Source organism: Erwinia sp. SLM-02, from assembly GCF_037450285.1.
Lineage (GTDB): Bacteria > Pseudomonadota > Gammaproteobacteria > Enterobacterales > Enterobacteriaceae > Erwinia.
In genome coordinates this window covers 227,356-247,600 of record NZ_JAQISN010000002.1, presented here as the reverse complement: position 1 = coordinate 247,600, position 20,245 = coordinate 227,356, and the positions used below count along the sequence as shown (strand labels likewise).

Sequence of the window (20,245 nt, the reverse complement as noted above, 5' to 3'; positions counted from 1 at the left end):
GTGGCCGGTAAGGGAAAGGCCGTGGAGGGGATGCGCTGCCGTTGCGCGACGGCTAAACCATGCCGGTTCGCCGTCGCTATCTGAACAGGATGAAATGGCTACTGTGCGGCAGGCGGGTTCACCTTCAGCCCGTCAAAGGCGCTTCGGATCTCCGCTTCCGGCAGGTTCACGCCGATAAACACCAGCGTGCTGTGCGGCTGCTCGTCCGCTTCCCAAGGACGATCCCAGTCGGCGCTGTAGAGCCGCTGCACGCCCTGGAACAGCAGGCGGCACGGCTGGTCGGCGATCCACAGCATCCCCTTGTAGCGCAGCAGGCTTTCGGCAAAGCTGCCCAGCAGGTTCTCCATGACCGCCGACACGTCCCCCAGCACCACCGGGTAGTCAAACTCCACCACGATTGAGGAGATGGCGTTCTGCGCCTCGTGAATGCGCTGGAAGCGCGGTTTGGCGACCACCACCTGCTCCTCCAGCATAAAGCCGCGGGTATCGAACAGCAGGGCGAGATCGATCTGGCCGTGGACCACCGGATAGATCGGCGCGCGGGCGTTGATGCGCTGGAGCCGTTCGGTCAGCGCCGCGTTGTCGCCGGAGACGTCGGTTTTGCTCAGCAGAATGCGATCCGCGTAGCCGATCTGCGACTGCGCCAGGCTGAACTGGTTTAACTGCTGGTCGGCATGCACCGCATCCACCAGGGTAATCACCCCGTCCAGCAGATAGCGTTCGCAGATAATTTCGTGGGAGAAGAAGGTTTGCAGGATCGGGCCGGGGTCCGCCATGCCGGTGCACTCAATCACCAGCCGGTCAAAGCTCAGATCGCCGTTGTCCAGCCCGTCGAGCAGATCCAGCAGCGCGTCCTCCAGCTCGTTGGCGCGGGTGCAGCAGATGCAGCCGTTGGTCAGGGTGGTAATCTGGCTGGCGCGATCGCCAATCAGTTGGGTATCTACCGAGACTTCGCCGAACTCATTTTCAATTACGGCGATTTTGTAATCCTGCTGTTCGTGCAGGATATGGCGCAGCAGGGTGGTTTTGCCTGCGCCGAGGAAACCGGTTAAAACGGTGACTGCAATCGGGGTCATAATCGTTCCTGTTAACAGCAGCGCATTCCGCCTTTGCCGTCGCCGCCGTAGCGGGCCTGCTGGCGTTCGCGGAAAAATTCCTTATAGGTCATCACCGGTTTGTCCGGGTGATTGGTCTGCATATGCAGGACGTAGGTATCGTAATCGGGGATGCCTACCAGCATTCTTGCCGCCTGACCGAGGTATTTTTTTGCCGCGCCGAGGTTGTCGAACATACGCCGCTCCTTAAGCGATCCCCCGCCGTCGGGCAGGAGACAGCCCCGCATGGCGGGGCTGAGATTCTGAGACGATCAGTGGCCGGAAGAGACTTTCACCCCTTCTTTCGGCACCGGGACATAAGGCGTTTCTTTGTCGGTGCGCTGGTCCGTCCGGCGCGCCTTCATCCACGCTTTAATGCCGTAGAAGATAATACTGTACACCACAATCAGGAACAGGATACTCAGTCCGGCGTTAGTGTAGTTGTTGATCACAATATGATGCATATTGTCGATCTGCTGCTGGGTCAGCTCGGCACCGCCGGCCTGAATGCGTTCCTTGTACTGACCGGCCATATAGAAGAAGCCTTCCATCTGCGGATTAGTGCTGAACAGTTTCAGGCCCAGCGCCCAGGTGGTGCAGATCAGCAGCCAGACGGCTGGCAGTACGGTTACCCAGATGTATTGGGTGCGCTTCATTTTCACCAGCACCACGGTCGCCAGCACCAGCGCCACGGCGGCCAGCATCTGGTTAGAGATACCGAACAGCGGCCACAGGCTCTTCACGCCGCCCAGCGGGTCAACCACGCCCTGATACAGCAGATAGCCCCACAGCCCCACGCAGCCCGCGGTACCGATAATTCCCGCCACCAGCGAGTCGGTTTTCTTCAGGAACGGCACGAAGTTACCCAGCAGATCCTGCAGCATAAAGCGGCCTGAACGGGTTCCGGCATCCAGCGCGGTCAGAATAAACAACGCCTCAAACAGAATACCGAAGTGATACCAGAAGCCCATATCGGCCACCGGCACAATCTTGTGGAAGACGTGGGCGATACCCACCGCCAGCGTTGGCGCACCGCCGGCGCGGTTCAGCACCGAAGGCTCACCGATATCTTTCGCCGTTTGCAGGATCTGATCCGGGGTAATCACGAAGCCCCAGGAGCTGACGGTGGCCGCCGCGTGTGCGGTAACGTCTCTCAGCTGCGCCATAATCATCGGCGCGTTTTCGCCGCCCAGCTCGTGCAGATTCGGCATGGTAATGCCCAGGCCGGCCGGCGGAGTGTTCATGGCGAAGTAGAGGCCGGGTTCGATAATCGACGCCGCCACCAGCGCCATCACCGCCACAAAGGACTCCATCAGCATGGCGCCGTAGCCAATAAAGCGCGCGTCGGTTTCACAGGCCAGCAGCTTCGGCGTGGTGCCGGAGGCAATCAGCGCGTGGAAGCCGGAGACGGCACCGCAGGCGATGGTAATAAACAGGAACGGGAACAGCGCCCCTTTCCACAGCGGCCCGGTACCGTCGATATACTGGGTAATGGCCGGCATTTTCAGTTCAGGATTGAGGATCACGATGCCGATGGCCAGGCCGACGATCACCCCGATTTTCAGGAAGGTGGCCAGGTAGTCACGCGGGGCCAGAATCAGCCACACCGGCAGCAGGGCGGAGACAAACGCGTAGCCGATCAGTGTGAAGGTGATGGTGGTGTCTTTAAAGGTCAGCGCCGGGCCCCAGTACGGGTCGTGCGCAATCACGCCGCCGTAGTAAATGGAGGCCACCAGCAGCACGATACCGATCACCGACACTTCGCCAACGCGGCCGGGCCGCAGGAAGCGCATGTAGATCCCCATAAACAGCGCGATCGGCACCGTCGAGCAGACGGTGAACACGCCCCACGGGCTTTCCGCCAGCGCCTTAACGACGATCAGCGCCAGCACGGCGAGGATAATAATCATAATCAGGAAGCAGCCGAACAGCGCAATGGTGCCGGGAACCGGACCCATCTCTTCTTTGATCATCTCGCCGAGCGAGGCGCCGTTGCGGCGGGAAGAGATAAACAGCACCATAAAGTCCTGCACCGCACCGGCCAGCACCACGCCCGCCAGCAGCCACAGCACGCCGGGCAGATAGCCCATCTGCGCGGCCAGCACCGGGCCGACCAGCGGACCGGCACCGGCGATGGCGGCAAAGTGGTGACCGAACAGGACGTTACGGTTTGTTGGCACGTAGTTCAGACCGTCGTTATTGATCACCGCGGGAGTCGAACGCGTCGGGTCGAGCTTCATCACCTTTTGGGCGATATACAGACTGTAGTAGCGGTAAGCGACCAGATAGACCGACACGGAAGCGACGACGATCCACAGTGCGCTGATATGCTCACCCCGCCGCAGAGCGACGACGGCCAGACAGCAGGCGCCGATGATTCCAAGAATCATCCAGGGTAGGTGCTTGAATAACGTATTTTTATTCATAGGAAACCTGGTTTTTAGAATGAAAGAAAGAGATCCCAGCGTCCGGGCTGAGGTACGAATGTGTGAGTAAAGGACACAAAAAAAGGCTGGGAATATGGTGGCGAATTTTTCCCCTGAACGGGGGAAAGAGTGGTTAAGCGGTCATATGCAGCGCTGAGCGGTAGCCGGAGGGGATAAGCGGTTTCGCGGGGCCGCTAAGTCACTGAATTTTGTGATACAGATCTCGCTGGAGGCGTGGGCGGTGGAGCTTCATGCGGGCGTCATCGGCAGGCGTTAATCTGGCCGACATTGCTAAGCGAAATTAACTGGCATAATCTGATGTTTATCAAAGATATGTTCAACCGCACAGGAGACGGCAGCGCGATGGAAAACGGAACGGATATTGTTTATCGGGTGAACCACCCGATCACCACACGGCAGTTTATTGAGCTGCTGAGCGAAACGTCGCTGGGGGAGAGAAGGCCGCTGGACGACGCCGAACGCCTGGAGAAGATGTTAAAACATGCCAATCTGACGGTTACCGCCTGGCAGGGTGAGAAGCTGGTGGGCGTTGCCCGTTCGCTGACGGATTTCACCTTCTGCTGCTATTTGTCCGATCTCGCCGTGTCCGAAACGGTGCAGAAGGGCGGCATTGGCAAAGCGCTGATTGCGGAAACCTGCCGCCAGCTTGAGGATACCTGTCGCCTGATCCTGCTGGCCGCGCCGCTGGCTGAAGGCTATTACCCGAAAATTGGCCTGGAACAGCATCACAGCGCCTGGACCATCAAAGCCGGCGAGTTTCCTGGCTAATTTCGTACTACTCTTCAGGACGATCGTGCGCGATTTCGCAGGAAAGGAGCCGAAAATGAAGCAAAAAAACAGAGTCATGGGACTGATGCTGGCAGCAGGCGGTGCGGCGTTGTTCAGCCAGTCGGCGATCGCCTCTTCGGATATGGGGAACTGTCCCTGGAGCGCAGCGGGGTGCCTGATTAGCAGCCCGCCGGTGCTGGATATTGGCAATGATACCCGGGATAACCTGATCCGGCTGCTGGGTGAGAAGAAGGCCTTTGCGCTGCCGGTGCTGCCGGACTCTGTTGATGCCGTTCACAGTCGCGACTACTATTTTGCGCCGCATATATCGGAATGGTATGCGCATCTGCAGGATGAAACGCCAGAGACCGCCTCGGTGGCCGATCTGCCGCTGACGATGCAGGCCGGGCAAATCGGCGTTGACGACGCGCTGCTGGATACCTTCCGCCAGCAGAGCCGCGGCCTGGAAGATCGCCACGTGTCGAACTCCTTAGCGTCAGTCGAGCAGTTCTATCGCGCGCTGCTGGCGGAAACCGCGCTCACCGCGGAACAGCGCCGATCGCTGGCCACAACCCGCCTGAAGGTCAACGGTAGCGCGGAGGCCCAGGCGGAGATCGCCGCGCTGGCCTTCCCGGAAAATTCCGCGGCCGCGCAGTTTCAGCACTACCTGCTGGCGGCAAACCAGTTCTACGCCGGGGACTATCCGGCGGCGGCCGCCGCTTTTGCCGCGCTCGGGGGCAGCCAGCAGCCGTGGCTGGCGGAAACCGCTGCGTATATGCTGATGCGTACCGATCTTAACCGCAGCAGCGCCAACGCCAGCGGCATGTACGGTGATTTTGATGTGAAAAACATTGATAAAGCCGCCGCGACGGAAGCACGTCAACAGGCCCAGGCCTACCTGCAAAAATGGCCGGAGGGGCTGTACGCCAGTTCAGCGCGCGGCATGTTGAGGCGCATCAACTGGTATCTGGAAGACTGGGACCCGCTGGCCCAGCAGGCCGAGCAGGCGCTGAAACAGGCGGGCAGCGTCGGCGAGCTGACGTCGCTGATCGCGGAAACGGATGACAAGCTGCTGAGTAAGGATCTGACCCGCAACGAGGCCTGGTTCCTCAGCGCGCCGGATGCGCCGCTGCTGACCTTTATCCAGACGCTGCGCCTGATGCGCAGTACGGAATGCGATGGCAAAACCCCCTGCGTTGACTCGCCGTATCTTGAGCAGATCAAACCGATTTTTGAAAAGGGGCAGCAGCTCCCGCTCTGGCAGTATCTGACCCTGCTGCTGGCGGAGCAGAAGCAGGATTACGCCACGGTGCTTGGCGCAATTAAACCGGCGGCATCGCTGCCGGAACATGACATTCTGACCTTCAGCAATCAGGTGCTGTACGGCGATGTGCTGATGGATCAGAAGAACTGGGATGCTGCACGCCAGCACTGGCTGCATCTGCTCACGCTGACTAAAGATAAGGAGCAGCAGCAGATGCTGCAGGCCATGCTGGCGGCAACGCTGGTCAGCAGCGGCCAGACCGGGAAGATATTTGCATCGGACAGCCAGGTCACCAACCTGCGCTATCGCTCGCTGGTGCTGAAAAAACTGGCGACGCCCGATCTGCTGCGCCAGCAGGTAAAAGAGGGCTCAGGCAACGAAGAGAAGACGATTGCCCTGCATACGCTGCTGGTGAAGGACCTGATTGCCGGTCGCTACGGCCACTGGCTACAGGATAAAACGCTGGCGAACCATATCGCCCAGCCGGTGGTGGACAGCGCCTTTGCGGATGTCGACCTGACGGTATTTGACTGGGCCGGGGATAAGGCCGAGCCGGGCTACCGCTGTGCTTCGCTGGAACAAACGGTGAATACGCTTAACGCCCGCGCTGATGATGCCCACGCGCTGAACTGCCTCGGCGAATTTTTCCGCACCACGCGGGTGAAGGTGGACAGCTGGCCGGAAGATGACGGCAATCTGGCGCTGGGTGCCGTGGTGGGTGACGGCAGCGACGGTGCGCCCAATCGTCAGGCGTACTACACGCAGGTGATTCAGGATCCGCGTGCAGAGCCGGAAGATAAAAGCTTTGCGCTGTACCGTGCGGTGATGTGCTATGCGCCGTCGGGCTATAACGACTGCGGCGGTAAAGAGGTTGAACCGGCGGTGCGTAAGGGCTGGTTTAACCGACTGAAAGCGGATTACCGGGGCGGGCCATGGGCGCAGCGGCTCAAATACTACTGGTAATCGTGCTGTGCGGCCTGACGGCCTTCGGGACGGGGGCTGATGCCAGTGCCAGTGACGGTGTCGCTCCCCACGGCTGCAATCATGCTTGTTCGGGTATTGAAGCGAAAGATTGCATTAAAGCGAGTGAACATGCCGATACCGGCAATAACCCAAACACCGTCGCGGGTCAGGCTTGCACCGCTGCGATTTCGGGGGATCGCTATCGCGTTCGCGCCGCCGATCGCCGTGCATTCTGGCTGTGGTCCGGGGTCGGCAGCTCGGCGGAGATGGGTGGAGCCGAGGTGGTGTATCTGCATCAGGGCGAGGTGAATCTGTATCGCGGTCGCCCGGTATTCGAGCGGGTTGGCCTGCCGGTCAGCAGGCTCTCCTTCCCGCGTATCTGGTTAACCGTCCGATTATCAACCCTGGATCTGCCGGATGAGATCGTGACGCGGATCGTCGGCCTGCTGGCGCGCTGGAGCCAGAGCGGCAATCACGTCGTTGGCCTGCAAATCGACTTTGATGCGGCAACGCGCCGGCTGGGTGACTACGCGCAGTTCCTGACTACGCTGCGTGAAAAATTACCCGCTCAGTTCGCGCTTGGCGTCACCGGGCTGCTGGACTGGGCCAGCACCGGGGATATCGCCACGCTCAATAAGCTGCCGGTGGATGAGCTGGTGGTACAGACCTATCAGGGGCGGCACAGCGTGCCGAACTATGCCCGCTATCTGCCCGCGCTGAAAAAATTGCAGATCCCGTTCCGTATCGGGCTGGTGCAGCACGGTGAGTGGGATCCGCGCTACGAGCGTGAACTTTCCGGCTCGCGCTGGTATCGGGGAGCGGTGGTGTTTATGCTGCGCCCGGTGCGCTGAACCTCAGGGTAATAATGACGAAAAATAGCCGTCTGAAGATATTCCACGGGAAGGCGGATTTTTTTTCGCTTAAATCCGCGCGCCCGAAATTGGATTAAGTTCTACTGGATTTTATTGGTCGGTTATCATGATTTTATTGATTAATAAAACTCGCGGGTAATTATCTGGAATGGTTAACTGTTGGCGTAACTTTTACGCCGTTCCGCCTGGCGTTATTTTAATCATGCTCTGGCGAGGCCCGGTGATTTAAAGGCTTATTCATTTTTACCCCTGCTGATGAATTATCATTATTTCTTTAGTAAGTGGGTCTTTTGGTTTTTTATGGCTGGTTTTTTACATGAGGGTGCCAGTAATTAAATCCGGTATTTTTGAACGATATTTTCCCGTTCTTTTTCCGCTCTGTTTATGTTTTATATTGTTATCTTATTGTTTTGTAATGGGTGAATTATTCCAGGTTTTGTTTGAAAACCAACGGGCGTTGTTCTTTCTTCATTGTTTTCCTCTATCATGATTAACCATATCGTTGATTTAAACGATTTAACTTTTATTGGTCTTTTGATCTATATTGCGCCCGGCAATAAGTTCATCGAAGCAATACCCCTTTAAGGCAAGGAGTGCTATCGCTGAGTGTATGCTCAGTGCTGGAAAGTTTTCCGCCACTGAATCGATATTTTATTGTTCTATGGAGCTGTACATGAAAAAAGTATTACTACCTTTGGTGGTCCTGGCATTGTCCGGAGCCACCTACAATGCCGTGGCATCGAACGGCACCGTTAAGTTCACCGGGGAAATTAAGCGTTCGGCCTGCGACGTAACGGCAGATACTCAAAACAAAGAAGTCTATTTAGGGACTTATCCAACGTCAGCATTTAAGAATATCGGTGATAAATCCGCCTCTAAAGGTTTCCAGGTTTCTTTGAAAGATTGCGACCCGGGCGATTACACCATGCGCTTCGACGGCAATACCGTTCCCGGGCACTTTGAACTGCTGTCCGTTAGCGCAGAAGGTAATGAAGGCAGCTCTGCCGCAACGGGTCTCGGTATTGAGATCACCGATAACAACGGCAATGTATTACCTATCGCAGACGGCACTAACATCAGTGACAGCGTGGCAAAGGTAAACGTTCCCGTCGGCCAGACAACGGCCATATTTAATTTTCAGGCGCGCTACCGTTCATTCGGTGTTGTGACGCCGGGCCTGGCCAACGCCACCAGTTCATTCACCATCGAATATAAATAATTCGGGTTCAGGACAATGAGGGCCAGGGATGGCCCGCTAAGGAAAGCGATGAAACAGCTCTTTGTTGCTCTGCTGATGCTGGGTGCCTGCAGCAGCTACGCGGGTGTTCAGGTGGATGCGACTCGCGTTATCTACAAAGGCACGGATAAATCCGCATCATTACCTATCCGAAACGATGCTGCTGAGGCCTATATGGTTCAGACCTGGCTGGATACGGGCGATAAAAATCAGGTGCCGAAGACTCTGCCAATTGTCGTTGTGCCGCCAATTTTAAAAATGGATGCCGGTAAAACGGCCATTTTGCGCTTTATTTATTCGGGGACGGGCTTGCCCCAGAATAAAGAAACGCTGCTGTGGATTAACGTCCAGGAAATCCCCCCCAGCCCCAAAGTGGAAAATGTGCTGCAGATTGCGGTACGTACCCGAATCAAACTTTTTTACCGCCCCGAGTTATTGCAAACCTCGCTTGAAGACCAGGTGAAAAAATTACGCTGGCAGCGGAACGGATCCGGTTTAGAGGTGGTAAACGAAGGCCCGTTACATATTACCTTTGGCGCACTGCGAATGAAAAATCGCGAAGGAAGGAGCGTCAGCGTTGAGGCAAATATGGTTAACCCCGGCGATCGGCTGTCGTTCAGATTACCGGCAGATGTCAGCGTGGGTAAAACCATTTCATTCAGTTATATCAATGACTTTGGCGGAAAAACGGAAGTCAAGGACGCTCCAGTACAATAAGAGAGACAGGGAATGGCATCTCAACGAAGCGTAACGTATGGAATGAACAACGTGGCCAGGTCGATCCGCATTGCGATCGCCGTTGCCGGTTTACCGCTGTTAGGGAGCAAATGTGCTCTGGCGGATAACTTCAATATGTCATTTGTTCACGGTACTGAAAACCGCCACAGTGCTCAGGTCGTGGCGCAGGGCGAGGCTATGCCGCCGGGTACGTATCCTTTTGATATTTATGTTAATCAGAATCAGGTCGATCGCAAGCTCATCACCTTCCGCCAGGCCGGTGGAAAAACGGCATCCCTGGCCTGCCTGAAGGCGTCAGATTTGCTGAGCTATGCCATCAAATTGCCAAAAGCTATTCCGGCGGATAGCTGCGTAGATTTACCGGCCATCATTCCGGGCGCGACGGTGACGTATGACGCTGGCGTTCAGCAGGTGAATATTTCGGTACCGCAAAGCATGATGGTCCAGCACGCCCGCGGCGCTGTGCCGGTGGGTCTGTATGACGCAGGCATCAACGCGCTTTTTGCCAACTATACGGCGAACTACAGTAAAAACAGCTACCGCCACACGGATACGGACGACAGCGAATATACCTTCCTTGGGCTGAACAGCGGCCTGAATATTGGCGGCCTGCGCGTGCGTAATAACTCGACGTTTGATAAGCAAAGCGGCAGCGGCGGGAACTGGAACACTATCGCCACCTGGGCCGAAACCGATATCGTTCCGTGGCGCAGTCGGTTAGCGATGGGGCAGGCGAGCACCAACAGCAGAGTGTTTAACAGCTTCCAGTTTCGCGGCGTTCAGCTCTCCAGCGTGGATGAGATGCTGCCGGATAGCCTGCGCGGCTATGCGCCCGTGGTGCGCGGCGTGGCGGCGACTAACGCCCGCGTTGAAATTCGTCAAAACGGCTACATCATCTACAGCGCCAACGTGGCACCGGGGCCGTTCGAGTTTCACGATATCTTCCCCTACGCCAATAACGGCGATCTCAGCGTAACGGTCAATGAAGCCGACGGCACGCATAAAAACTTTACCGTCGCCTACTCCTCGGTGGCGAATATGCTGCGCGAAGGGATCTGGAACTTCCAGTTCACCGCGGGTAAGTATCACAGCGGGAACGGGGGCTATCAGCCCGAGCTCGTTCAGGGCACCGTCGCCTGGGGCACGAAGTATAACCTGACCCCTTATGGCGGGATTATTCTTGCCGAACATTACCGCTCTGCCGCTATCGGCGTAGGAAAAAATCTGGGTACCTGGGGGGCCATATCGCTTGACGGGTCGATTTCCGATACCGATCTGGCGAACGGCGACAGCAAGCAGGGGCAAAGCGTGCGTTTCCTCTACTCCAAATCCCTGAACCAGGTGGGAACCAACTTCCAGCTGGCCGGCTATCGCTACGCCACCTCGGGTTATTACGACCTGACCGATGCGGTAAGAGAGCGCAGCAACTGGAAAAATGGCCTTTATGCCAGCGATTACTGGGATCCGAACGATCTGAAACCGGGGGAACTCTCAAATCCCGAGGATAAAAAACGTACGCGGTATTCCTCCCGCTACGGTAACAAGCGCCAGCGGCTGGAGCTGTCCTTAAACCAGCAGCTGTGGCTTGGGGCGAGCCTGTATGCAAACGTGAGCCATCAAAACTACTGGGGCGATTCCGGCAACGACCGCACGATCCAGGTCGGCTACAACGACAATTACAGGGGTATCTCCTACGGCGCCTACTGGCAGGATACGCAGAGCCAGTACGGCTATTCAGACCACAGCGTTAATTTTATCCTGTCCATTCCGCTGGACTGGGGCAGCACCAGCAATTCGACCACGGCTAACCTCAGCATGGCGCACAGCAAACAGAGCGGCGACAGCTATACCACCGGCGTGAGCGGCACTCTGCTGGACGATCGTCGTATGAACTACGCCGTGTCCACCGGCCACACTCAGTCTTCGGGGCAAAACAGCAACCTGAATCTGGGCTACAGCAGCAGTATCGCTAACTTTGACGGCAGCTATGCCCTGAGCCGGAGATATCAGCAAATGGGCGCGGGTGCCTCCGGCGGCCTGCTGCTGCATTCCGGCGGCGCAACGCTGACGCAGCCGCTGCAAAACACCTTTATGCTGATCGAAGCGAAAGATGCAAAAGGCGTGCGGCTGGAAAATCAGCCGGGCGTCGCGATCGATCGCTTTGGCTATGCCGTGGTGCCCTCGGCGAACCCCTATCGCGTTAACTATGTTGCCCTGCGAACCCGAGATTTCGGGCCTGAACTGGACGTGCCGGTTGCCAGTAAGCAGGTGGTCCCGATGGAAAAAGCGATTGTTAAAGTGGCCTTTGACACCTTTAAAGGGGTGAGCCTGCTTATTCATACGCGGCTGGCCAACGGCGAGTATCCGGCGATCGGTGCCAGCGTATTTAATGACAAAGGGCGTAACAGCGGCACCGTTGGCCTGAACGGTGACGTCTACGTTTCCGGCGTGAAGCCGGGCGAAAAACTCCGGGTTAAATGGGGGGCGGGAGCCGATCGGCAGTGTATTTTGGCGGTGCCGGAGAGCATCGGGAATCAGCCGACGATGGGGTATCAGGATGTCACTCTGCCATGCCAGGGATTATAAGGTGAAAAAATGACCATGTTCAGACGTAATGCCTTACTGACTCTGCTGGGACTGGCAGGGTTGTTAACGATGCAGCAGGCTTCCGCAATGCAGTGCCGGTACGGTAACGCAACGGGCAGCAGTCAGCCAACCGGCGGCGTCAGCCAGGAGATCGATATCGGACGGCCCGTGGTGCTGGCCGCCAGCGATTTTGTGGCCGACACCGTACTCTGGCGTTCGCAAAACTTCTCCTCCACGTTTACCTGCTGGGATACCCACGGCGAGCCCCGCGGAGAGCATGCCTATATTTACTGGAATCCCAAAAATGCCTTTGGCGCGCTCGACCCGTCACTTTCCGTTGGCGTCACGCTTAACGGCATTGATTATGATGGCATTAACCGACAGCAAAGCACTGAAACCCCTAACGGCCCGGACCTCGGGCCGGGCACAATTGGTAACGGTACGGGTACGGCTAAACCTCAGGCGATCGCCCTCACTTATTCGGTGTACCTGAAGGCCACCGGGTTAAAACCGCCTGCGGGTAACTTTGCTCCACTGGTGCAGGCGGCCCTGTTCCAGATCGACGGTGCCAGGGGGCTTAACCCAGTACCGGGTAAGGCTTTCAATACTTACATCAAGGGGCTGGATAAGATCCGCGCGGTGCAGTGCAATCCGCAGATTAACGTGATGGCGAACAGCGGTGCCACCGTTGACTTTGGCATGCTGAACTCTTCAGGAGCCAGGCCGGGGGTGGTCATCAAGCAGGTTCCGTTCAGTGTCAAAGCCACGCTGGTCGGTGGGGAATGCGCCGGGCAGTCGCTCCAGGCCAGCTTTAGCAGTCCCGATACCGACCCGACGAATGATACCTATATTTTACCGCCAACCCGGCCGGGGGTGGCGATTTTCCTCACCCAGCAGCGTGATTTATCCCGAACGCCAATCCCGTTACGCAGCCGGGTTGATTTCGGCGAGGCGCTGCAGGAAAAACAGACGGAAGTAACGGAGACCTTTATCGCTCACCTGAAGTGGTTAACGGATAAGCCAACGCCCGGCATCTTCGGCGCGACGGCGAACATCGATGTCACCTTCAAATAGCGCTCGCCGCGCGCTGTCGTCGTTTCTCCTGCTGGTGGCGCGGATCGGCCAGCGGAATACTGTCGATCAGCGCACGCGTATAGTCGCTTTCCGGGCGCGTGAAGATGTTTTCCACGCTGCCCCGTTCGGCCACCTGGCCGTTTTTCAGCACCACGATCGAGCGGCACAGGCTGCGCACCACCGCCAGGTCGTGGCTGATAAACAGGCAGGCAAACTGATATTCCTGCTGCAGGTTACGCAGCAGCGTCAGAATCGCCTGCTGGATGGAGACATCCAGCGCCGAGGTCGGTTCGTCAGCGATCAGCAGCCGTGGGCGTAGGGCAATCGCCCGCGCAATGGCGATGCGCTGGCACTGGCCGCCGGAAAGCTCATACGGATATTTTTCCTGCCAGGCCGCGGGTAAGCCCACCAGATCGATCAGTGCGCTAACCCGCCTGCCAATCTCGGCGCGGTCAAGCGAGGTGTGGGTGATTAGCGGCTCGGCAATCGACTGGGCGATGCTCATTTTGGGGTTCAGCGAGCTCATTGGGTTCTGGAAAATGGCGCCAGTCTTTGCCCGACTGGCCTTTGAGATGCGGTGCTTCGCGTCGTAAAGCGGCTCGCCCGCCAGGCGGATCGCGCCGCCGTCCGGTTTGATAATCCCCAGCAGGCTGCGGCCGATGGTGGTTTTCCCCGATCCGGACTCCCCAAGCAGGCCGAGAAATTCCCCCCTGCCGATGGCAAATGAGACATCGTTAACCACCGGATGCCGCCGGCCCAGCGCCGACCCGTAGCTGACGTGTAAATGCTCAACCTGCAGCAGCGGTTCCGGTTGCGGCGAAGCGGCAGGGCGTTCACCGCCCGCAGAGGGGATCGCGGCCAGCAGCTGTCGGGTGTAGTCATGCGCGGGCGCGGAGAACAGCGGTTCAACCGCGTTTTGCTCAACGATCCTGCCGTGGCGCATGACCACCACGCGGTGGGCGATATCCGCCACTACGCCCATATCGTGAGTGATCAGCAGCACCGCCATGCGGTACTGCTGGTTAAGGCGAAACAGCAGATCGAGAATTTCCTGCTGGGTGGTGACATCCAGCGCGGTGGTCGGCTCATCGGCAATCAGCAGCTTTGGCCTTCCGGCCAGCGCAATGGCAATCATGATGCGCTGTATCTGGCCGCCGGAGAACTGGTGCGGATAGCCGCGCAGGCGTTTTTCCGCCTGCGGAATGCCGGTCAGCGTCAGCAGCTCAATGGCCCTGGCGCGGCGCTGTCGGACGGAAAGCGCCGGCTCATACAGCGCAATCACTTCATCCATCTGCCTGCCGATGGTAAACACCGGATCCAGCGACGCGGACGGATCCTGGAATATCATGGCGATATCCCGCCCGCGCAGCGCCGCCAGCGATCGGCGATCCAGCGTCAGCAGATCGCGACCCTGATACAGGATCTGGCCGGTCAGTCGCGCATTTCCCGGCAGCAGGCCGGGAATGGCCTGCGCAATGGCGGATTTACCCGCGCCGGACTCACCGATCACCGCCAGCATCTCACCGGCGGCCAGGGTAAACGACACACCGTCCACCGCTTTCACCTCGCCCTGATGGCCCGGATAGATAACCGACAGGTGATTAGCGGCGAGCAGCGGCACGGCGTTAGCGGACGTCATCAATCAGTCCCTGTTCCAGCCAGCCGTCCAGGCGTGGTATCGCCACCGCGTAGACCTTAAATGCGCGCCGGAGGTTTTCAATCACCACAAATTCATCCGGGCCGTGCGGTGAACCGTGGCCCGCCGGGATAAAGTCCGGCCGGGTGCGTACCGATTCGCCCTGGAACAGCTCGCCTTCAATGCGGCGGAAGCCCGGCCCAAAGGTGATCGAGTTCGGCAGGTAGCGGGCGTGGGTGCCGCCGCCCATCGAGTAAGGCTCGGTAATGACCTCGGCGATGGTGTCGTAGGTGTGCTGCAGGCGCTTTACCAGCTCGCTCTCTTTATCGACGTGGATCGGCGACGCATCGCTGGTAATGCTCAGGGTGCCGTTCAGCGGTGCTATCGCCTCGCGCAGGGTTGCCAGCAGCGCCTCTTTATCGGTCGCCAGCGGATAGCGGATATCCAGATGCAGATTCAGGCCGTCGTTATGGGGGATCAACAGGCCGCCGTTAAGGGTCAGCCTGCCGGTTGGCGCATCTTCGGCGGCGAAACCGGCGCTGATGCCCCAGGGATCGGCGAGCAGCCGACTGATGATCCGCGCGGCGGTCAGATCGTCCCCCTCCAGCAGCCTGGCGGCAATCAGCGCATCCAGCAGTAGCGGAATGGCGTTGCGGGTATTTTCGGGGAACGCCGCGTGGCCGGACTGCCCGCGTGCCGTCAGCTGTACGCCACGATCGACGGCAGCAATCGACAGCGCCTGGCGCTGTGCCTCCGGCAGGGCGGCGATGGCCTGTTCCAGCCGTGCCGCCTCGCCGGCGGGCAGCGTCAGCGTGGCCGTGGCGGGAACGGCATTTTCCGCCACGCCCGCGTTGACGCCGCCAAGCGTCGATCCCACCGGGATATGCAGCACCAGATTCAGCCCACCTTTCTGCGCGTGGTTCACCGGGAAGGCACCGTCGGTGATGATGGAAAAGCGCGGCACCGGACCGTGTTCGGCGAAATATTTCATGTCCGCCATGCCGATCTCTTCCGCCCCGCCGTACACAATGCGCAGCTTGTGATGCAGTGGCACGCCGAGATCGCGGAAGGCGCGCAGCAGATAGAGGTCCAGCAGCGCCGGGCCTTTGTTATCTGATGACCCGCGGCCAATGACAAAGCCGTCTTTCTCAAACGGCTTAAACGGCTCGAAGGTCCAGTTATCCCCCGGCGGCACCACGTCCAGATGGGAAATCAGCCCCAGCTCCGGCACGCCATCGCGGGTATCGCCCAGCACCGAAATCGCGTAGCCGTCGTGCTGTTCGGTGGTGAAGCCGTAGCTCTGCGCCTTGCGGATAACGTGCTGGAAAACATCCTCTACCGGCTGGCCAAAGGGCTTACCCGGTTCGGCAAGCTTCTCATCCCCGATGCTGGGAAAGGCGACCAGCTCCAGCAGATCCTGCACGAACTCTTCGCGATGCTGTTCAAACCAGCGTTCAAGTTTCCCGGTCAGCGCCAGTTCGTCCTGGCTCAGTTGATGATTGTTTGCAGTCGCCATTACTTACTCCTGTTAGGGGAATCGGTCTGTTTCAAGATGTCTTTTACCGGCACGGCAGGCCGTGGATTCAGCACGCGGGATAGCCCTTCGCCGATGAAGTTAATCGCCAGCACCATCAGCACGATGGTCAGGCCGGGCGGCACCCACAGCCACCATTCGTAGTCGATAACCCGGAGGCTCTGCGCCGCCGCCAGCATATTGCCCCACGAGGGCTGCGGCTGCTTGACGCCGAGGCCGATAAAGCTCAGCGCGGCCTCAGCCAGGATCGCATTAGCGACGGCAAGGGTGAGGTTGATAATCAACGGCGCATACGCGTTGCGCAGCAGGTGGCGGAACACAATGGTGACGCCGCTGACGCCGATCGATTTCGCCGCAAAAACGTAGCCGCTTTCCCGCAGCGAGAGGAACTCCGCGCGCACCAGGCGGGCAATCCCGGTCCAGTGCAGAATGCCGATAATAAAAATCACGTTCCACGAGCTGGCACCCACGATCGCCGCCAGGGTGATGGCGATGGCATAAAACGGGAAGCACATAATGATGTCGGTCAGACGCATAATCAGCGTATCCACCACACCGCCTTTATAACCGGCCAGGCTGCCCAGCGTAATACCGATCGCACCCTGAAAAATCACCGCCGCCAGCGCCACAAACAGCGACACTCTGCCGCCGTACAGCAGACGGGAAAATACGTCGCGGCCGATCTCATCGGTGCCGAGCAGATGCCCGTCACCCGGCGGTGCTTCAATAGCCATCAGGTCAATATCATCGGGATGGAAGGCGGCCAGCCACGGGGCGCTCAGTGCCGCAAGCGTCAGCAGCAGCAGGATTGCCAGCCCGGTGAGAAAATAGCGGTCGCGCAGCAGGGGATGGCCCGAGCGGCGTACGGCCAGGTTAAGGGTATCGCGCGTGGTCACTGGCTGAGCCTTACGCGGGGATCGACCAGCGCATAAAGGATGTCGACCAGGAAGTTGGTCACCAGGGTAATCACCGCCAGGAACAGCACGATGCCCATCAGCAGCGGATAGTCACGCGCCTGAATGGCGTCAAAGCTCAGACGACCGATCCCGGGCCAGTTAAAGATGATTTCCGTCAGCAGCGTGGCGGACAGCAGGGAAGGGATCTCCATGCCAACCACGGTAATCATCGGCCTGGCGGCGTTTTTGACCAGGTGGGGAAAAATCACCCGCGAGCGGCCCACGCCACGCGCAAACAGCGCCTTAACGAAGTGCTGATTGATTAACTCGCTGATGCCGGAACGCAGATAGCGGCTGAAGATACCGATATTCGCCACCGCCAGCGCCAGCGCGGGCAGGAAAAGATGGCTGAACACGTCAAGCAGATGCGCCAGCCCACGGTGATTGCTACCGAGCGTTGTCGCCCCTGAAACCGGCAGCCACTGCAGGTTCATGGCAAAAACCTTAACCAGCAGGATGGCGATGAAAAACACCGGAATGGACACCACTACAAAATAAACCAGGGAAACGACGGTATCCACCGGGCCACCGCGATGCAGCCCGAGGTAAATCCCCAGCGGAAAGGCCGCCAGCAGGGCAATAAACAGTGAGCTGACCGCCAGCAACACCGTATTCACCACCCGCTCCTGAATCAGCATCAGCACCGGCGCGCCGCTCTGGGTTGAGTAGCCGAAATCACCGACAAAGGCGTGCGATGCCCAGCGCAGATACTGCATCCAGATCGGGTCGAGATAGCCCGCCTGGCGCAGCAGCTCCTGCTTCTGCTCCGGGGTGGTTTCAGGGGCGATCATGCCGACGAACGGATCGCCCGGCTGGAGTTTGATTAGGAAGAACACCACGATCGAAATCCCGATCAGCACGGGAATAAGGATCAGTATTCGATGTAAGACATAGCGCAGCATGGTCAGTCCTGATTCACAATCGGGCCGTGACGCATCAACGCCACGGCGGAGCGGGAGCTATTGCGGGTTTACCGTCCACTGCGTGACATCGGCAAACGGCTCATAGGGGTAGGCGCTGTAGTGGCTGACCCGCTTGCTGAGCGCGTAGCCCTGATTCGGAATATAGAGCCAGACGTGCGGCACCTGCTGGTTCACCTCTTTCAGCCAGCCGCCGATGCTGGTTTTCAGCTTTTCCGGCTCCACGGTGGTATTAAACTGCCCGGCGAGGGCATCGAGTTGTGGCGTGGAGAAGCGCTCCCACCAGAAGTTGTTTTCATACAGCCCCGGCCTGAAGGTTCCGCCCATCAGCACGCCGTCGTAGACTTTATTTTTATCCTGCAGGATGGCGAGGGTGGCGTTAAAATCCGCCACGTTGAGCACCACATCGATGCCGATTTTTTTCAGGTTCTGCTGAATAATCGGCGCGGTTAACTCCCGGGTGCGGTTGCCGGTAGGGTAGTTCAGGGTAAAGGTCAGGTTCTGGCCGTTCTTATCAACAATGCCGTCACCGTTGCTGTCGCTCCAGCCCGCTTCTTTTAACAGTGCCTGCGCCTTTTGCGGATCGTAAGCGTAGGCGTTGAGATCTTTCGGGTAATACTGGCTCTGCGGATGATCCTTGGTATTAAATACCAGGCCGTGGCCGAACAGTAATTTATCCACGATCAGCTGACGGTCGATGCCGTAAACCAGCGCCTGGCGCACGCGCGGGTCGCTGAGGTTAGGATTACGCGTATCCAGGCTTAAATACTGTGCGGTGACGCCGGGCTGTTCAACAATACGAATCCCGGCTTTTTGATAAGTTTCCACATCGCGCTTATTCCACGAGGACAGCTCGGCGATATCCACATCCCCGTTAATTAATTCATTCTGTACCGTCTGGGCGCTGGATACCTTAAAGATAAAGGTTTTAATCTTTGGCGCACCGCCGAAATAGTCGTCGTTACGTTCCAGTTTCACGTACTGATCGGAGACGAACTCCACGAACTTATACGGCCCGGTGCCGACCGGATTACGCAGCAGTTGAGTGGCGGTATTCCACGCTTTCACCGGAATGGTATTCCAGATGTGTTTCGCCAGCACCGGACGGTCGGCGAAATGGGCAAAGGCGGCGGCGTACGGCGCGGTAAAGGAGAAGCTGACCGTTTGCGAATCGATCACCTTGATGCCCGCCAGTTCGGCACTTTTACCGCTGTGATAATCCTCATAGCCCACCAGATGCTTGACGAAATCCGGCTGGTCGCGCGGGAAATCAGGGGCGGCCTCGGAGCCATAGGTGAAGGCCACATCCTCGGCGGTGAACGGTTTACCGTCGTGCCACTTCACGCCCTGACGCAGATGCAGCGTCAGGGTTTTACCCTCGTCAGAATAGTCGTAGCGTTCAGCCAGAGACGGCTGCGGATTCTGTTTTTCATCCAGCGTGAACAGGCGACCAAAGACGTTGAAAATTATCGCGCGGTCGTAGTCGGTAAAATAGAGCGTCGGGTTAAAGGTGCCGTTCGGATTACTCCAAATGGCATAGCGAATAACGCTATTATCCGCAGCGCCTGCGGAAGTGGAAACCGCAGCACTGATGCCGACGGCGGCAAGAAAAACGGCGTGAGATAATACTTTCATTGATCGCGTTCCCAGGAAAAGTGATTTTTATTTTAATTAAAGGTTTAGCCGCGTTGGTGAGCGGATTATTAATCTGCTATTTCAACTCTCTGATTTAAATATATAAAAATGATATTTCCTGAAACGTAACAGATGTACTGTGCGCAGGCAAATGCCGATAATGAATTAAATTATCTGAATAATGAGTTAGATGTTAAAATGTCGCAGCAGCATTTTTCCGCCCGGCCGTTTTGAAAAACGTAAAGCTAATGATATTTTTTGTCGGAGGGCGCGACGTGCCCGATATTCTGTTGACCAGGCAACGATGTGCCGGGCAGGGAATTATGTTGATGGCCAGAGTCTGATAAACGATGCCGATCCGCTGCTCATGAGCGAGGCGTGCTAGTCGGGGTGATACTGGGAAGTACAGGGAGTGGCGCTTGAGGTATCCGGCCAGCGATGACTTTTTTTGGTGTCTCGTCTGACCGGATGGTGTGACCTGGTGTTGGCTGTTATAACGGGCCGTGCCCAATGGGGCTGGC

At 57.9% G+C, this 20,245-nt stretch carries 15 protein-coding genes; 7 read left to right on the top strand and 8 right to left on the bottom strand.

Annotated features, from left to right (window positions below):
* Window positions 1-98: 98 nt before the first annotated feature.
* The 3 genes from yjiA to PGH32_RS14360 form a co-directional block, all read right to left on the bottom strand.
* Complete coding sequence (yjiA, locus tag PGH32_RS14370; RefSeq protein ID WP_314426145.1) at window positions 99-1,076, bottom strand: GTPase; 978 nt, start codon at window positions 1,074-1,076, stop codon at window positions 99-101.
* An 11-nt stretch (window positions 1,077-1,087) separates the two neighbouring features.
* Window positions 1,088-1,291: a YbdD/YjiX family protein gene (locus PGH32_RS14365; RefSeq protein WP_105592421.1), complete on the bottom strand. Its 204-nt coding sequence runs from the start codon at window positions 1,289-1,291 to the stop codon at window positions 1,088-1,090.
* A gap of 75 nt (window positions 1,292-1,366) precedes the next feature.
* Window positions 1,367-3,520, bottom strand: coding sequence for a carbon starvation CstA family protein (locus tag PGH32_RS14360; RefSeq protein WP_337894379.1), 2,154 nt, complete (start codon window positions 3,518-3,520; stop codon window positions 1,367-1,369).
* A 318-nt stretch (window positions 3,521-3,838) separates the two neighbouring features.
* Between PGH32_RS14360 and PGH32_RS14355 the strand changes: the two genes are divergently transcribed.
* The 7 genes from PGH32_RS14355 (at window position 3,839) to PGH32_RS14325 (ending at window position 13,043) form a co-directional block, all read left to right on the top strand.
* Window positions 3,839-4,309, top strand: a complete 471-nt coding sequence (locus PGH32_RS14355) for a GNAT family N-acetyltransferase (protein ID WP_337894378.1) — start codon at window positions 3,839-3,841, stop codon at window positions 4,307-4,309.
* Window positions 4,310-4,364: 55 nt separating this feature from the next.
* Complete coding sequence (locus PGH32_RS14350; RefSeq protein WP_443112783.1) at window positions 4,365-6,536, top strand: hypothetical protein; 2,172 nt, start codon at window positions 4,365-4,367, stop codon at window positions 6,534-6,536.
* Window positions 6,506-7,387 carry a DUF3142 domain-containing protein gene (locus PGH32_RS14345; protein ID WP_337894377.1) on the top strand — a complete coding sequence of 294 codons (882 nt, stop codon included), beginning with the start codon at window positions 6,506-6,508 and terminating at the stop codon, window positions 7,385-7,387. Before PGH32_RS14350 ends, PGH32_RS14345 begins: the two co-directional genes overlap by 31 nt.
* Window positions 7,388-8,081: 694 nt before the next feature.
* Window positions 8,082-8,627 carry a fimbrial protein gene (locus tag PGH32_RS14340; RefSeq protein WP_314426155.1) on the top strand — a complete coding sequence of 182 codons (546 nt, stop codon included), beginning with the start codon at window positions 8,082-8,084 and terminating at the stop codon, window positions 8,625-8,627.
* A gap of 48 nt (window positions 8,628-8,675) precedes the next feature.
* Window positions 8,676-9,362, top strand: coding sequence for a fimbrial biogenesis chaperone (locus PGH32_RS14335; RefSeq protein WP_314426159.1), 687 nt, complete (start codon window positions 8,676-8,678; stop codon window positions 9,360-9,362).
* 12 nt (window positions 9,363-9,374) lie between these two features.
* Window positions 9,375-11,969, top strand: coding sequence for a fimbria/pilus outer membrane usher protein (locus PGH32_RS14330; protein WP_337894376.1), 2,595 nt, complete (start codon window positions 9,375-9,377; stop codon window positions 11,967-11,969).
* 9 nt (window positions 11,970-11,978) lie between these two features.
* The gene (locus PGH32_RS14325; RefSeq protein ID WP_337894375.1) at window positions 11,979-13,043 is read left to right on the top strand and encodes a fimbrial protein; all 1,065 of its coding nucleotides are present in this window, start codon (window positions 11,979-11,981) and stop codon (window positions 13,041-13,043) included.
* On the opposite strand, the gene PGH32_RS14320 is transcribed toward PGH32_RS14325, so the two are convergent.
* From PGH32_RS14320 to PGH32_RS14300, 5 genes are read right to left on the bottom strand one after another with little or no spacing between them, the layout of a single operon-like run.
* The gene (locus PGH32_RS14320; RefSeq protein ID WP_337894374.1) at window positions 13,036-14,682 is read right to left on the bottom strand and encodes an ABC transporter ATP-binding protein; all 1,647 of its coding nucleotides are present in this window, start codon (window positions 14,680-14,682) and stop codon (window positions 13,036-13,038) included. The genes PGH32_RS14325 and PGH32_RS14320 overlap by 8 nt on opposite strands.
* Entirely contained in the window at window positions 14,669-16,195 is a 1,527-nt protein-coding gene (locus tag PGH32_RS14315; protein WP_314426167.1) for a Sapep family Mn(2+)-dependent dipeptidase, read from the bottom strand. Before PGH32_RS14315 ends, PGH32_RS14320 begins: the two co-directional genes overlap by 14 nt.
* Window positions 16,195-17,109 (bottom strand): ABC transporter permease, encoded by a 915-nt coding sequence (locus tag PGH32_RS14310; protein ID WP_314426169.1) that lies wholly within the window; start codon window positions 17,107-17,109, stop codon window positions 16,195-16,197. The genes PGH32_RS14315 and PGH32_RS14310 overlap by 1 nt, the downstream gene beginning before the upstream one ends.
* Window positions 17,106-18,071, bottom strand: a complete 966-nt coding sequence (locus PGH32_RS14305) for an ABC transporter permease (protein WP_337894373.1) — start codon at window positions 18,069-18,071, stop codon at window positions 17,106-17,108. Before PGH32_RS14305 ends, PGH32_RS14310 begins: the two co-directional genes overlap by 4 nt.
* 57 nt (window positions 18,072-18,128) lie before the next feature.
* Window positions 18,129-19,724, bottom strand: coding sequence for an ABC transporter substrate-binding protein (locus PGH32_RS14300; RefSeq protein WP_337894372.1), 1,596 nt, complete (start codon window positions 19,722-19,724; stop codon window positions 18,129-18,131).
* Window positions 19,725-20,245 lie beyond the last annotated feature (521 nt).